The organism is Streptomyces sp. NPDC051180, from assembly GCF_040689545.1.
In the GTDB taxonomy this organism is placed as follows: Bacteria; Actinomycetota; Actinomycetes; order Streptomycetales; family Streptomycetaceae; genus Streptomyces.
Map to the genome: position 1 here is coordinate 615,999 of NZ_JBFBBC010000002.1, position 13,619 is coordinate 629,617.

The 13,619-nt window shown below is 73.6% G+C and carries 12 protein-coding genes; 10 read left to right on the top strand and 2 right to left on the bottom strand.

The features are described 5' to 3' along the window. Window positions 1-26 precede the first annotated feature (26 nt). The 4 genes from AB0424_RS06245 to AB0424_RS06260 all read left to right on the top strand — a co-directional run bounded on the left by AB0424_RS06245 (window position 27) and on the right by AB0424_RS06260 (window position 4,458). Window positions 27-1,082, top strand: a complete 1,056-nt coding sequence (locus AB0424_RS06245; RefSeq protein ID WP_366302683.1) for an energy-coupling factor transporter transmembrane component T — start codon at window positions 27-29, stop codon at window positions 1,080-1,082. Then, window positions 1,079-2,848, top strand: a complete 1,770-nt coding sequence (locus AB0424_RS06250; RefSeq protein WP_366302586.1) for an ATP-binding cassette domain-containing protein — start codon at window positions 1,079-1,081, stop codon at window positions 2,846-2,848. The genes AB0424_RS06245 and AB0424_RS06250 overlap by 4 nt, the downstream gene beginning before the upstream one ends. Next, window positions 2,845-3,768 (top strand): ECF transporter S component, encoded by a 924-nt coding sequence (locus AB0424_RS06255; protein ID WP_366302587.1) that lies wholly within the window; start codon window positions 2,845-2,847, stop codon window positions 3,766-3,768. Before AB0424_RS06250 ends, AB0424_RS06255 begins: the two co-directional genes overlap by 4 nt. A 288-nt stretch (window positions 3,769-4,056) precedes the next feature. Continuing rightward, window positions 4,057-4,458, top strand: a complete 402-nt coding sequence (locus AB0424_RS06260; protein WP_366302588.1) for a transglycosylase SLT domain-containing protein — start codon at window positions 4,057-4,059, stop codon at window positions 4,456-4,458. A gap of 117 nt (window positions 4,459-4,575) precedes the next feature. Here the strand turns inward: AB0424_RS06260 and AB0424_RS06265 are convergent, their stop codons facing one another. Then, the gene (locus AB0424_RS06265; RefSeq protein ID WP_366302589.1) at window positions 4,576-5,745 is read right to left on the bottom strand and encodes a steroid 3-ketoacyl-CoA thiolase; all 1,170 of its coding nucleotides are present in this window, start codon (window positions 5,743-5,745) and stop codon (window positions 4,576-4,578) included. Window positions 5,746-5,974: 229 nt separating this feature from the next. Between AB0424_RS06265 and AB0424_RS06270 the strand changes: the two genes are divergently transcribed. The 5 genes from AB0424_RS06270 to AB0424_RS06290 all read left to right on the top strand — a co-directional run bounded on the left by AB0424_RS06270 (window position 5,975) and on the right by AB0424_RS06290 (window position 10,046). After that, window positions 5,975-7,222 carry a cytochrome P450 gene (locus tag AB0424_RS06270; protein WP_366302590.1) on the top strand — a complete coding sequence of 416 codons (1,248 nt, stop codon included), beginning with the start codon at window positions 5,975-5,977 and terminating at the stop codon, window positions 7,220-7,222. 46 nt (window positions 7,223-7,268) lie between these two features. After that, window positions 7,269-8,366, top strand: coding sequence for a DUF2330 domain-containing protein (locus AB0424_RS06275; RefSeq protein ID WP_366302591.1), 1,098 nt, complete (start codon window positions 7,269-7,271; stop codon window positions 8,364-8,366). A gap of 40 nt (window positions 8,367-8,406) precedes the next feature. Then, the gene (locus AB0424_RS06280; protein ID WP_366302592.1) at window positions 8,407-9,075 is read left to right on the top strand and encodes an O-methyltransferase; all 669 of its coding nucleotides are present in this window, start codon (window positions 8,407-8,409) and stop codon (window positions 9,073-9,075) included. A gap of 100 nt (window positions 9,076-9,175) precedes the next feature. Then, the gene (locus tag AB0424_RS06285) at window positions 9,176-9,499 is read left to right on the top strand and encodes an antibiotic biosynthesis monooxygenase (RefSeq protein WP_366302593.1); all 324 of its coding nucleotides are present in this window, start codon (window positions 9,176-9,178) and stop codon (window positions 9,497-9,499) included. A 58-nt stretch (window positions 9,500-9,557) separates the two neighbouring features. Next, window positions 9,558-10,046 (top strand): GNAT family N-acetyltransferase, encoded by a 489-nt coding sequence (locus AB0424_RS06290; RefSeq protein WP_366302594.1) that lies wholly within the window; start codon window positions 9,558-9,560, stop codon window positions 10,044-10,046. 10 nt (window positions 10,047-10,056) lie between these two features. On the opposite strand, the gene AB0424_RS06295 is transcribed toward AB0424_RS06290, so the two are convergent. Beyond that, a complete protein-coding gene (locus tag AB0424_RS06295) occupies window positions 10,057-12,120 on the bottom strand; it encodes an MFS transporter (RefSeq protein ID WP_366302684.1) in 2,064 nt (687 codons plus the stop codon). A gap of 147 nt (window positions 12,121-12,267) precedes the next feature. On the opposite strand from AB0424_RS06295, the gene AB0424_RS06300 reads away from it, so the two are divergent. Further along, window positions 12,268-13,584, top strand: a complete 1,317-nt coding sequence (locus tag AB0424_RS06300; RefSeq protein ID WP_366302595.1) for a peptidoglycan-binding domain-containing protein — start codon at window positions 12,268-12,270, stop codon at window positions 13,582-13,584. Window positions 13,585-13,619 lie beyond the last annotated feature (35 nt).

Below are 13,619 nucleotides of genomic sequence, written 5' to 3' on the forward strand. Positions count from 1 at the left end.
CCCCGACGGCGACACGGTCCAACGCGATGCACGCGGGCGCGTGGTGGCTGTGGGCCCTCGGCCTCGCCGTCGCCGCCTCCCGGACCACCAACCCCCTGCTGCTCGGCCTGCTCGTGGGGGTCGCGGGGTACGTCGTCGCCGCCCGCCGCACGGACGCGCCCTGGGCCCGCTCGTACGGCGCGTTCGTGAAGCTCGGGCTGTTCGTCGTCGCCCTGCGGGTGGTCTTCTCGCTGCTGCTCGGCTCCCCCATCCCCGGCACGCACCCGCTGTTCACGCTGCCCGAGGTGCCGCTGCCCGACTGGGCGCAGGGCGTGCGGATCGGGGGCCGGGTGACGGCCGAGCAGCTGGTGTTCGCGCTGTACGACGGCGCCAAGCTGGCGACGCTGCTGATCTGCGTGGGCGCCGCGAACTCGCTGGCCAATCCGGCGCGGCTGCTGAAGTCGCTGCCGGGGGCGCTGTACGAGGCCGGCGTCGCCGTCGTCGTGGCGATGACCTTCGCGCCGAACATGGTGGCCGACGTGGTCCGGCTGCGGACCGCCCGCCGCCTCCGGGGCCGCCCCACGGGCGGGGTGAGAGCGGTGCTCCAGATCGGCCTGCCGGTCCTCGAAGGGGCGCTGGAGCGGTCGATCGCCGTGGCGGCGTCGATGGACGCGCGCGGCTACGGGCGGACGGCGCAGGTCCCGGCACCGGTGCGCCGCACCACGAACGTGCTGACCCTCGGCGGCCTGCTCGGGATCTGCGCCGGCTCGTACGGGCTCCTCGCCGCGGAAGGCGCCGCGTACGGGCTGCCGCTCCTCGGCGCCGGACTGCTCGCCGCCCTCGGCGGCCTCCGGCTCGGCGGCCGCAGGACGCTCCGCACCCGCTACCGGCCCGACCACTGGGGCGTGCGGGCCTGGCTCGTCGCCGGCTCGGGGGTGGCGGTCGCCGTCCTCATGATCGGGGCGAACACCGTCGCGCCCGACGCCCTGCACCCCGGCGTCGTCCCGCTGGAGGCGCCCGAGCTGCCGCTCTGGCCCGCCGTGTCGGTGCTCGTCGGTCTGCTGCCGGCCTTCGTCGCGCCCGTCCCCAAGGAGAGCACGTGATCCGCTTCGAGAACGTCTCCGTGACGTACGAGGACGCCGCCGAACCCACCCTCCGGGACGTGCGGCTCACCGTCCCCGAGGGCGAGCTCGTGCTGTTGGTGGGTCCTTCCGGCGTCGGCAAGTCCACCCTTCTCGGCGCCGTCTCCGGCCTGGTCCCGCACTTCACCGGCGGCACGCTCACCGGCCGGGTCACCGTCGACGGCCGCGACACCCGCACCCACCCGCCGCGCGAGCTGGCGGACCTCGTGGGCACGGTCGGCCAGGACCCGTCGGCCCACTTCGTGACCGACACGGTCGAGGACGAGCTCGCCTACGGCATGGAGTCGCTCGGTCTCGCCCCGGCGGTCATGCGCCGCCGGGTGGAGGAGACCCTCGACCTCCTCGGCCTCGCCGAACTGCGCGACCGGCCCCTCGCCACCCTCTCCGGCGGCCAGCGCCAGCGGGTCGCGATCGGCTCCGTCCTCACGCCGCATCCCAAGGTCCTCGTCCTCGACGAGCCGACCTCCGCGCTCGACCCGTCCGCCGCCGAGGACGTCCTCGCGGTCCTCCAGCGCCTCGTCCACGACCTCGGCACGACCGTCCTCCTCGCGGAGCACCGCCTCGAACGGGTCGTCCAGTACGCCGACCAGGTCCTCCTCCTCCCGGACGGCGTGATGGGTCCGCCGGCCGAGATCATGGCCGTCTCGCCGGTGCACCCTCCGGTGGTGGCCCTCGGGCGGCTCGCCGGATGGGAGCCGCTGCCGCTCACGGTGCGGGACGCGCGCCGCCGGTCGGCACCGCTGAAGGAACGGCTGGAGGGGCGGGTGCCCACGGGGCTCCCCTCCGAGCTCCCCCGCACGGGGATCCCGCCGCACGGTCCCGGTCCGCGGGCCTCCGGAAAGGCGCGGGCCCGCGGGCTCTCCCTCTTCCGCCGGCACCGCAGCCGCTCCCCCCTGCCCACGGAGCCCACGGAGCCCACGGGCGCCACGGAGGCCACCGAAGGGACGGAGGCCACGGAAGCGAACGGCCCCGCCCCGTCCCCCCTGGTCCTGACCGACGCCCTCGGCGTGCGGCGCGGCCGGGTGGAGGCCCTGCGCCGTGTCGACCTCCGGGTCGACGCCGGCGAGACCGTCGCGCTCATGGGCCGCAACGGCGCCGGCAAGTCCACCCTGCTCTCCACCCTGGTCGGGATGGTCGAGCCGACCGCCGGCACGGTCCGGATCGCGGGCCGGGCCCCGCACACGACCGCTCCCCGCGAGCTGATCCGCCGGGTGGGCCTGGTCCCGCAGGAGCCGCGCGACCTCCTGTACGCCGACACGGTCGCCGACGAGTGCGCGGCGGCGGACGCGGACGCCGACGCGGCGCCCGGGACCTGCCGGGCGCTGGTGGAGGAGCTGCTGCCGGGGGTGGCGGACGGGACGCATCCCCGGGACCTGTCCGAGGGGCAGCGGCTGGCGCTGGCGCTGGCCGTGGTGCTGACGGGCCGGCCGCCGCTGCTGCTGCTCGACGAGCCGACGCGTGGCCTGGACTACGCGGCCAAGGCCCGGCTCGTCGCGCATCTGCGCGGGCTCGCCGCGGCCGGGCACGCGATCGTGCTGGCCACGCACGACGTGGAGCTGGCGTCGGAGCTGGCGCACCGGGTGGTGATCATCGCGGACGGCGAGGTGGTGGCGGACGGTCCGACGGCCGAGGTCGTCGTCTCGTCGCCGGCGTTCTCCCCGCAGGTCGCGAAGATCCTCGCCCCGCAGCCCTGGCTCACGGTCGAGCAGGTCGAGGCGGCGCTGTGAGCGGCGGCCCGGCGAAGGGCCGCCCGCGCGGCGGCCGGCCCGCGAGCATCCGGCCGGTCCGGTTCGGGCCGCGTTCGGTGACGGCGCTGGTCCTGGTCTCCGTGGTCGGTCTCCTCGGCATCTGCTGGCCGCTCTTCGCCGACGCGAGCTCGGCGGTGACCACGCACGCCGCGGACGCGCCCTGGCTCTTCGCGGCGCTCCTGCCGCTGCTGATCGCGGTGGTGGTCGCCACCATCGCCGACTCGGGGATGGACGCCAAGGCGGTCGCGATGCTGGGGGTGCTCGCCGCCGTGGGGGCCGCGCTGCGGCCGCTCGGGGCGGGGACGGCCGGCCTGGAGCCGATGTTCTTCCTGATGGTGCTGAGCGGCCGGGTCCTCGGGCCGGGGTTCGGTTTCGTCCTCGGCTCGGTGACGATGTTCGCGTCGGCCCTGCTCACGGGCGGTGTGGGGCCCTGGATGCCGACGCAGATGCTCGCGATGGGCTGGTTCACGATGGGCGCCGGGCTGCTGCCGGGCGCGACGGCGCTGCGGGGGCGGGCTGAGCTGGCGATGCTCTCGGCGTACGGCTTCGTGGCGGCGTTCGCGTACGGCACGGTCACCAACCTGTACGGCTGGGTGACCCTCGGCGGGGGCGCCGAGGGGGACGGGAGCGGCGGGATCTTCTTCGTGCCGGGCGCACCGGCCCACGAGAACCTCGTCCGGTTCCTCGCGTTCCTCGTGGCCACGTCCCTGGGCTGGGACCTCGGCCGCGCCGCGCTCACCGTCGTGCTCACCCTGACGGTCGGCGGCACCCTTCTGCGGGCCCTGCGCCGGGCCACGCGGCGGGCGAACTTCGAGGCCCAGGTCACATTCGAGGGCCCGGAAGGGGCTCTCCCGGGTGAGGCGCCCCACAGGACCCAGGTCACGTACGAGCCGGAATAGTAGACCTCCGATACCCGACCAAAGTACCCCACAGCAGGTGATGACCTGCGGAAACGTGGCGTACCCACCTGCCGGGACCTTCCTCCCGAGTCCGAACCTGCCTCGTACACGGGGTCCTTGCCCCACCCCCGCCGGCCCTGCTTGTCTGGTGGACGTCGCCAGGCAGCCGGTGCTCACCGCAGCACCTCGGACGGCCGGTTCCCCCCAGTTCCCGGGTCTCCCGGGCTCTGGTTCCGGCTTGCCGAAATCGCCCGGCGCGGCCCTTGTACCCGACGTTAGGTAGATACGTTGATCCGCTCGCTCACCACTCGTGTCGTTGCCCGCAAGAAGACCTTCGCCGCCTCCGCAGCCGTGCTGCTCGGCGCCTCGGGTGCGGTGCTCGGCACGACGGGCGCGGCCTCGGCCGCCAGCCCGCAGGAGCTCGCTCGTGAGATCGTCCCCGCCTCGCAGTACGCGTCCTTCAGCAAGATCGTCGAGCACGAGTCGCACTGGAACCACAAGGCGACCAACTCCTCCAGCGGCGCCTACGGCCTGGTCCAGGCCCTGCCCGCCTCGAAGATGTCGTCCGCCGGTTCCGACTGGAAGACGAACCCGGCCACCCAGATCAAGTGGGGCCTGAACTACATGAACGAGCGCTACGGCTCCCCGAACGCCGCTTGGGCGTTCTGGCAGGCCAACGGCTGGTACTAAGAGTCCCGCCGCCGCACAGCGCACCCGCAAGGCCCCGCCCTCCGCTCGGAGGGGCGGGGCCTGCGGCGTTTTCCGGACCGTGCGGGTCGGGCCGCCGGGTCGGGTGACCGGCGCGACTCAGAGCCGCTGGATGATCGTCCCCGTGGCGAGCCCCCCGCCGGCACACATGGTGACGAGCGCGAACTCCTTGTCGGTCCGCTCCAGCTCGTGCAGGGCCGTGGTGATCAGCCGGGCTCCGGTGGCGCCGACGGGGTGGCCGAGGGCGATGGCGCCGCCGTTGACGTTGACCTTCTCGAAGTCCTGGTCGAAGACCTGCGCCCAGCTGAGCACGACGGACGCGAACGCCTCGTTGATCTCGACGAGGTCGATGTCCCGGAGGCTCATGCCGGCCTTGCCGAGGACCGCGCGGGTGGCGTCGACCGGGCCGTCGAGGTGGAAGTGCGGGTCGGCGCCGACGAGGGCCTGGGCGACGATCCGGGCGCGCGGCCGGAGCTTGAGGGCGCGGGCCATGCGCTTGGAGGCCCACAGGATCGCGGAGGCCCCGTCGGAGATCTGGGAGGAGTTCCCGGCGGTGTGGACGGCGGTCGGCATGACGGGCTTGAGCCGGGCCAGGCCCTCCATGGTGGTGTCGCGGAGGCCCTCGTCCCGGTCGACGAGCCGCCACATGCCCTGTCCGGCGGCCTGCTCGGCCTCGGTGGTGGGGACCTGGACGGCGAAGGTCTCGCGCTTGAAGCGCTCCTCCGACCAGGCGATCGCGGCGCGCTCCTGGGAGAGCAGGCCGAGGGAGTCGACGCGCTCCCGGCCGAGGCCGCGGTGGCGGGCGATGCGCTCGGCGGCCTCGAACTGGTTCGGCAGGTCGACGTTCCACTCGTCGGGGAACGGCTTGCCGGGGCCGTGCTTGGACCCGGAGCCGAGGGGGACGCGGGACATGGCCTCGACACCGCAGCTGATGCCGATGTCGATGACGCCGGCCGCGATCATGTTGGCGACCATGTGACTGGCCTGCTGGGAGGAGCCGCACTGGCAGTCGACGGTGGTGGCGGCCGTCTCGTACGGCAGCCCCATGGCGAGCCAGGCGGTGCGCGCGGGGTTCATGGACTGCTCGCCGGCGTGGGTGACCGTACCGCCGACGATCTGCTCGACGCAGTCGGCGGGGATGCCGGTGCGGCCGAGGATCTCGCGGTAGGTCTCGCCCAGCAGGTAGGCGGGGTGGAGGTTGGCGAGCGCGCCTCCGCGCTTGCCGATGGGGGTGCGTACGGCTTCGACGATGACGGGTTCCGCGGCCATGGGCTCGTCCTCTCCTCGACCGGACGGGGCGTCCCGGCGCCCCGGTCGGTCGGCGTCACAGGGGAACTAGTACGCGTTCTAGTTCTGAGTGCAGTCTTATGACTGCTACCGCCGGTACGCAAGGGTCCGGGACGCAACAGTTCCCGCCCCGCCCCTTGCTACTTGTAGAACTCGTTACTAACTTTCCCGGCAACTTCTGATGGCCCATCAGATATGGAGAGTGTTGCCGATGCCCTGCCCCCATATCCCCGAAGGGTTCGACGCCACCGACCCCGATCTCCTCCAGGACCGCATCCCCTTCCCGGAGTTCGCCCGGCTGCGGCAGACCGCGCCCGTGTGGTGGTGCCCCCAGCCGGCCGGCGTCACCGGCTTCGGCGACGAGGGGTACTGGGCCGTCACGCGCCACGCGGACGTCAAGTACGTCTCCACCCACCCCGAGCTGTTCTCCTCGAACGAGAACACCGCGGTCATCCGCTTCAACGAGCACATCACCCGGGACCAGATCGAGGTCCAGAAGCTGATCATGCTGAACATGGACCCGCCCGAGCACACCCGGGTCCGCCAGATCGTCCAGCGCGGCTTCACCCCCCGCGCGATCCGGAACCTGGAGACCGCGCTGCGCGACCGCGCCCGCGCCATCGTCGAGGAGGCCAGGCACGGCGCGGACGCCGACGGCACCTTCGACTTCGTCACCCGCGTCGCCGTCGAACTCCCCCTCCAGGCCATCGCCGAACTCATCGGCGTCCCCCAGGAGGACCGCTCCCGCATCTTCGACTGGTCGAACAAGATGGTCGCGTACGACGACCCCGAGTACGCCATCACCGAGGAGATCGGCGCCGAGGCCGCCATGGAGCTCATCGGCTACTCGATGAACATGGCCGCCGCCCGCAAGGAGTGCCCCGCCGCCGACATCGTCAGCCAGCTCGTCGCCGCCGAAGGCCAGGGCAACCTCTCCTCCGACGAGTTCGGCTTCTTCGTGCTGCTGCTCGCCGTCGCCGGCAACGAGACCACCCGCAACGCCATCAGCCACGGCATGCACGCCTTCCTCACCCACCCCGACGAGTGGGAACGCTTCAAGCGGGAGCGGCCGGCGACCACCGCCGAGGAGATCGTCCGCTGGGCGACCCCCGTCGTCTCCTTCCAGCGGACCGCGACCCAGGACACCGAGATCGGCGGCCAGAAGATCCGCAAGGGCGACCGGGTCGGCCTCTTCTACTCCTCCGCCAACAACGACCCCGAGGTCTTCACCGACCCCGAGCGCTTCGACATCACCCGCGACCCCAACCCGCACCTCGGCTTCGGCGGCGGCGGACCCCACTTCTGCCTGGGCAAGTCCCTCGCGATCAAGGAGATCGAGCTGATCTTCAACGCCCTCGCCGACACCCTGCCCGACCTCACCCTCGCCGGCGAACCGCGCCGGCTACGGGCCGCCTGGCTGAACGGGGTCAAGGAGCTCCGGGTCCGCACCTCGGCGTGAACCGGGCCCTCGGAACCGGATCCTCCCCCGCCACGTCCCAGCTCCCATGCGGGGGACACACGGAAGAATCCTGACCACGGTCATCGCGCTGCTCGCGCTCCAGCTCGGCTCGCTCGTCGCGCCGGCGTACGCCTGCGGCTGCGGCGCGATGATCCCGTCCCGGGCGGAGCGGATCGGCGTCGACCGGGAGGAGTCGGCCGTCCGCTGGGACGGCCGCACCGAGACCGTCGTCATGCGCTTCGACGTCCACGGGAACGCCCGGCGGGCGGCCTGGATCATGCCGGTGCCCCACCGTGCCGACGTCACCCTCGGCGACCCGGCGCTCTTCGACGCGCTCGACCGCCTCACCACCCCCGAGCAGCGCGACCGCTTCCACTTCTGGCCGCGCGAGGGCGACTGGCCCTTCGACCACGACCACGGGGACGGCGCGGGCGCGGCCCCGCCCGGCGCGGGCGGCGTCGGCGTGGTCGGGCGCGAACGGCTCGGCCCCTTCGACGTGGCCCGGCTCACCGCCACCGACCCCGACGCCCTCGGCGACTGGCTGCGCGCGAACGGCTTCGAGCTTCCCGAGCGGCTCACCGGCGCGCTCCGGCCGTACGTGGAGCGCGCGTGGGAGTACGTCGCCGTCCGCCTCGCCCCGCAGGAGAGCGGCGCGACGCTCCGGGGCGAGCTGACCCCGCTGCGGATCACCTTCGCCTCCGACGAACTCGTCTACCCCATGCGCCTCTCGCGCCTCGCCCGCACCCCGCAGACCCTCGGGTTGTACGTGCTGGCCGACCATCGGATGGAACCCCGCTCGCCCATCGGCGGCGACCGCCCCGAGGTCACCTTCGCCGGCCGGATCGACCGGCCCGAGGGAGCGGTCGCCGACCTCGCCGGCGCCCGGCCGGTCCACCTGACCGTCCTGGAGCAGAGGTTCCCGCACCCGGACCGGATCGACGACGACCACCACCTGCGGGCCGTCGCCGACGTCCCCTACCGCGAAATCGCCTACACCGAGCGACTGTTGACCGTGGGCGGCGTCCCCGTCTGGCTGCTCACGGTCGCCGGCGGCACGCTGCTCGCGACCGTGGCGGCGCTCCTGGCCGTACGGGCGACCCGGCGCCGCGCACCGGACGACGCGGGCGCGCTCCCTGCCCCCTGACGACCGCCCGGGGCACGGACGGCGGTGTACGTTCGGCGTCATGACGAACCCTCAGTGGGACGCTGTCGACCACTACTTCACCGAGCTGCTCGCCCCCGGCGACGAGGCGCTCTCCGCCGCGCTCGCCGACTCCGCCGCGGCCGGCCTGCCCGAGATCGCCGTCGCCCCCAACCAGGGGAAGCTCCTGCACCTGCTCGCGTCCGTGCAGGGCGCCCGGAACATCCTGGAGATCGGCACCCTCGGCGGCTACAGCACCATCTGGCTGGCCCGCGCGCTCCCCGCCGACGGCCGGATGATCACCCTCGAGTACGACCCCGCCCACGCGGACGTGGCACGCGCCAACCTCGCCCGCGCCGGACTCGACAAGATCGTCGAGGTCCGCACGGGCGCCGCCCTCGACACCCTGCCGCTGCTGGAGGCCGAGGGCGCCGGGCCCTTCGACCTCGTCTTCGTCGACGCCGACAAGGCCAACAACCCGCACTACGTGGCCTGGGCCCTCAGGCTCTCCCGCCCCGGCACGGTCGTCATCGTCGACAACGTCGTGCGGGGCGGCAGGGTCGCCACCCCCCACCCCGACGACCCCGCCATCACCGGCACCCGCGAGATGTTCGACCTGGTCGCCCGCGAACCCCGCCTCGACGCGACCGCCTTCCAGACCGTCGGCACGAAGGGCCACGACGGACTGCTCCTCGCCCGGGTCGTCGGCTGAGGGGTGTCCTCACGCCGTCTTGACCGGCGGGTGTAAGAGACTGGCGTACGTGATCAGGGCGCGGGTCGGCGCCCGGCCCGCGTTCCCCGAGAGGTGTCCTGTGCCCAGCGTCGTAAAGATCAACGTCCTGACCGTCCCCGCCGAACAGCGCGAGGTCCTGGAGCAGCGGTTCGCCGCGCGGGCCGGGGCCGTGGAGAACTCGGACGGGTTCGAGTGGTTCGAGCTGCTGCGTCCGCTGGAGGGCACCGACCAGTACCTCGTGTACACGCGGTGGCGCAGCGAGGAGGACTTCCAGGCGTGGATGAGCGGTTCCATGAAGGGGGCGCACCAGGGCGGCGGCGAGGGCGGCGAGCGCCCGAAGCCGGCCGCGTCGGGGTCCGCCCTGTGGTCGTTCGAGGTCGTGCAGCAGGCGTCGCCGAAGTAGCCGCGGAGCGCTCCGCCCGGGAAAAACGGGCGGCGGACACGGTCGTGCGGGCAGCAGAATGGCCCGCATGACCTGGATCTTCTCTCCCGAACCCGTCGACGCTCCGGACGCGGTCGCGCTGCGACGGGACTACTACGGCGATGTGGCCGGCAGCTACTGGAAGCGGCTCGCGACCGAGGCGGAGATAGACGAGGGGCTGACGGACGACGGGGCCGGGCGGCTGGTGCCGCCGACGGGGCAGTTCCTGGTGGGGCGGTTCGGCGGGAAGCCGGCCGGCTGCGGCGGGGTGCTGATGCTGGAGGACGGCGAACGGGCCGAGCTGACCCGGGTGTTCGTCCGCCCCGCCTTCCGCGGCAAGGGCGGCGCCGATCTTCTGATGGCGGGCCTGGAGGACGCGGCCCGCGCGCTCGGCGCCCGCCGGATGGTCCTCAACACGCGTCTGGACCTGGTCGAGGCCCGCGCCCTCTACACGCGGCACGGGTACGGGGAGATCCCGGCGTACTGCACCGGCCCGTACATGCAGATCTGGTACGGCAAGGAGCTCTGAGGGCGCGCCGTCAGGGGTGGTGGTCGCCGGGCGGTTCGGGCGTGTGGGGGCGTTCCCCGTCCGATCCGCACAGCTCCGCCGTGAGCTCCTCCACGAGCTGCACGAGGTCGGTGGGCCGGTCGGGCCCCCACCAGTCGCCGAGCAGCTCGGCGAGGGACTCCTCGCGCGCCCGGGCGAGGGACACCGCGGCCCGGACGCCGTCCTCGGTGAGGGTCAGCTGGACGCCTTCGCGGGTGACCAGGCGCCGTTCCTCCACCTGGCGGGACGCCTCGGTGATCACCCGCAGCGGTACGGGGGTCGTCTCGGCGAGCCGGGCCGGCTCGACGGTGCCGTGGCGGCGGACGCGCAGCAGCAGCCAGCTCGCGGCGGGCAGCAGGTCGAGTCCGGCGCGGTCGGTGATCTTCACGTAGATCGCCTTGCGTCCCTCGCGGCTGCCGAGGACGGACAGGGCGCGGGCGCACTCGTCGCGCGAGGAGCGCTCGACGGGGTTGGAGGCGAGGGTCTGGCTCGTGTCGGGCGCGGTGACCGAGGCCCGCAGCTTGTCCTCCTTGAGGAACCAGGCGACGACGAAGGCGACCAGCACGACCGGGGCGGCGTACAGGAAGACGTCGGTGATGGACTCGGCGTACGCGTGCAGAACGGCCGGTCGAAGGTCGGGCGGGAGCGTGGCGATCGCCCGGGGGTCGGCGGCGACCTGCTCGGGACCGACGCCGGCCGGGAGGTCCTGTCCGGCGGAGGCGAAGACCTCGTCGAGCTTCCCGATGAGCCGGCTGGTGAAGATCGTGCCGAAGACGGCGACGCCGAACGAGGCCCCGATGGAGCGGAAGAAGGTGGCTCCGGAGGTGGCGACACCGAGGTCCTCGTAGGAGACGGCGTTCTGCACGACGAGGACGAGGACCTGCATGACCAGGCCGAGTCCGGCGCCGAAGACGAAGAAGCAGACGCTCATCTCCGCGTCGGAGCTGTTCTCGTCGAGCCGGTGGAGGAGGAGCAGTCCGACGCAGGTGATCGCGGTCCCCGCGATCGGGAAGACCTTCCAGCGGCCGGTGCGCGAGACGATCTGGCCGGACGCGGTCGAGGTGCTCAGCAGGCCGAGGACCATGGGCAGCATGTGGACGCCGGACATGGTCGGGGTGACGCCCTGCACGACCTGGAGGAAGGTCGGCAGGTAGGTCATCGCGCCGAACATGGCGAAGCCGATGACGAAGCTGATGACGGCGACGAGGCTGAAGGTGCGGATCGCGAAGAGTTTGAGCGGCAGCACCGGTTCGACGGCCCGCCGCTCGACGCGCACGAACCACACGAGGAGCACGCCGCCGAGGACGGCGAGGCCGATGATCTGCGGCGAGCCCCAGGCCCAGGTGGTGCCGCCCAGCGAGGCCACCAGGACCAGGCAGGTGGCGACCGAGGCGATGAGGAGGGTGCCGAGGTAGTCGATGGTGTGGCGGGTGGAGCGCGCCGGGATGTGCAGGACGGCGGCGATCACGAAGAGGGCGACGACGCCGATCGGCAGGTTGACGTAGAACACCCAGCGCCAGGACAGGTGCTGGGTGAACAGGCCGCCGAGGAGCGGACCGAGGACGCTGGTGGTGCCGAAGACGGCGCCGAAGAGCCCCTGGTACTTGCCGCGCTCGCGCGGGGGGACGAGGTCGCCGACGATCGCCATCGACAGCACGATGAGCCCGCCGCCGCCCAGGCCCTGGAGTGCGCGGAAGGCGATGAGCTGCGGCATGTTCTGGGCGAGGCCGCAGAGGGCGGAGCCGATGAGGAAGAGGACGATCGCGCCCTGGAAGAGCCTCTTGCGCCCGTACTGGTCCCCCAGCTTGCCCCAGAGGGGCGTCCCGGCGGTGGACGCGAGCATGTAGGCGGTGACCACCCAGGAGAGGTGCTCCATGCCGCCGAGTTCGCTGACGATCGTCGGCAGCGCGGTGGAGACGATCGTCTGGTCGAGGGCGGCGAGCAGCATGCCGAGCAGCAGCGCGCCGATCGCCACGAGGACCGTGCGGCGGCTCTGCCCCTCCCCCGGGCCGGGCGGATCGCCGCCGAGCCGGGGCGGGCGGATCTCCTGGGCCATGGGGGTCTCCGTCTCCGTCGCCGTCTGCAGCTTCTCCATCCTGGTCCGAATGTCCCGTTATGGCCTGCGGAAGGGCACGCCTGTTCACCCACCGGGAGGGGGGTGGCTGCATAATCGCTCGCAGTTGTCTCGGGGAGGGGACCCATCATGACCGGACACGTCTGTCCTGAATGCGGTGTACACAGACCTGGCTGCGCCTGCCTCCGGGCGGAGATCGCCGCGGCCGAGGACTTCGACCCCCTGCGGATCAGGCCGTACGTGACGCTCGACGCGTCCGACGGCCCGCAGGAGGCGCCGGGGGCGGACGAGCCGTACGGGGCGGGCTCCACCGGCACCGCGGGGCCCGCGACCGCCGGCCCGGGGGGCATGCGCGGCGCCGCACCCGCGGCGGACGCGACGGCCCACCTGCCCGCTTACACGACGGAGGACCCGCCGACCACCCAGCTGGCGGCGATCCGGCCGGAATCCGCCCCCGTCGGGACGCCGTCGGCACAGGGTCCCGCCGGGGCGCCGGCAGGCGCGTACGGGAGGGCCGGCGCGGCCGGAACGGGCACGTACGGCCGTCAGGGGGACGGCCGGTACGGGAACCCCGCCGCCGGCGCCGACGCCGGTCCCGGGGCGTACGGGAACGGCGTCGATCCGGGGGCTCACGGGACCGGCGGCGTCCTGGCGGGGCACCAGGGCGGCGGCTCGGGGGCGTACTCCGAGGCGGGCCCGGCGGGGGCGTACCCCGGCGCCGCGGGCGACGCGGGTGCGTACCCCGGCGCCGCGGGCGACCCCTCCGAGACGATGTCGCTGCTCCTCCGCGGCGTCGGCGACGTGCCGCCGGCGCGGGGCGAGAGGCGGGGCCGGCGGCGGGGCGCGGTGGTCGCGGTCGTGGCCGCCGTCGCCGTGGCGGGGACCGCGGCCCTGGCGGCGGCCGTCCTGGGCGGCGGCGACGAGACCGACGACCGGGCGGCGGTGCCCGAGGTCACCACGAGCGCGTCCCTGAACGCCGTGGTGTCCGAGGCTCCGTCCCCCTCCTCCGAGAGCCCCGAGCCGTCCTCCTCCTCGCCCACTCCGCACCGGTCGTCCGCCTCCCCCACACCCACCCCCTCCGCGAGCCGCACCACCACGAGCCCCAGCCCCTCGGCGTCCGGCGGCGCGGCCACCCCTCCGGCCACCGCCACCCCCACCGCCCCGACGACGGCGCCGACGACGACCGCCCCCTCCGCCCAGCCGCCGGCCACGGACGAGGCCGTGGTGACGCTGAGCTTCGGATCCACCGGGTCCGAGGTGCGGGAGCTCCAGCAGCGCCTGAAGGCCCTGTGGATCTACCACGGCCGCATCGACGGAAAGTTCGACGAGGAGGTCGAGGAGGCGGTCGCCACGTACCAGCAGTGGATCTACCCCCGGAAGGACCCCGAGGGCGTCTACGGGCCGTACACGCGCAGCAGTCTGGAGCAGGCCACCCCCGAGATCTGAGCCGCTCTCCGGTCCGCCAGGCGGACGGGTTGGCC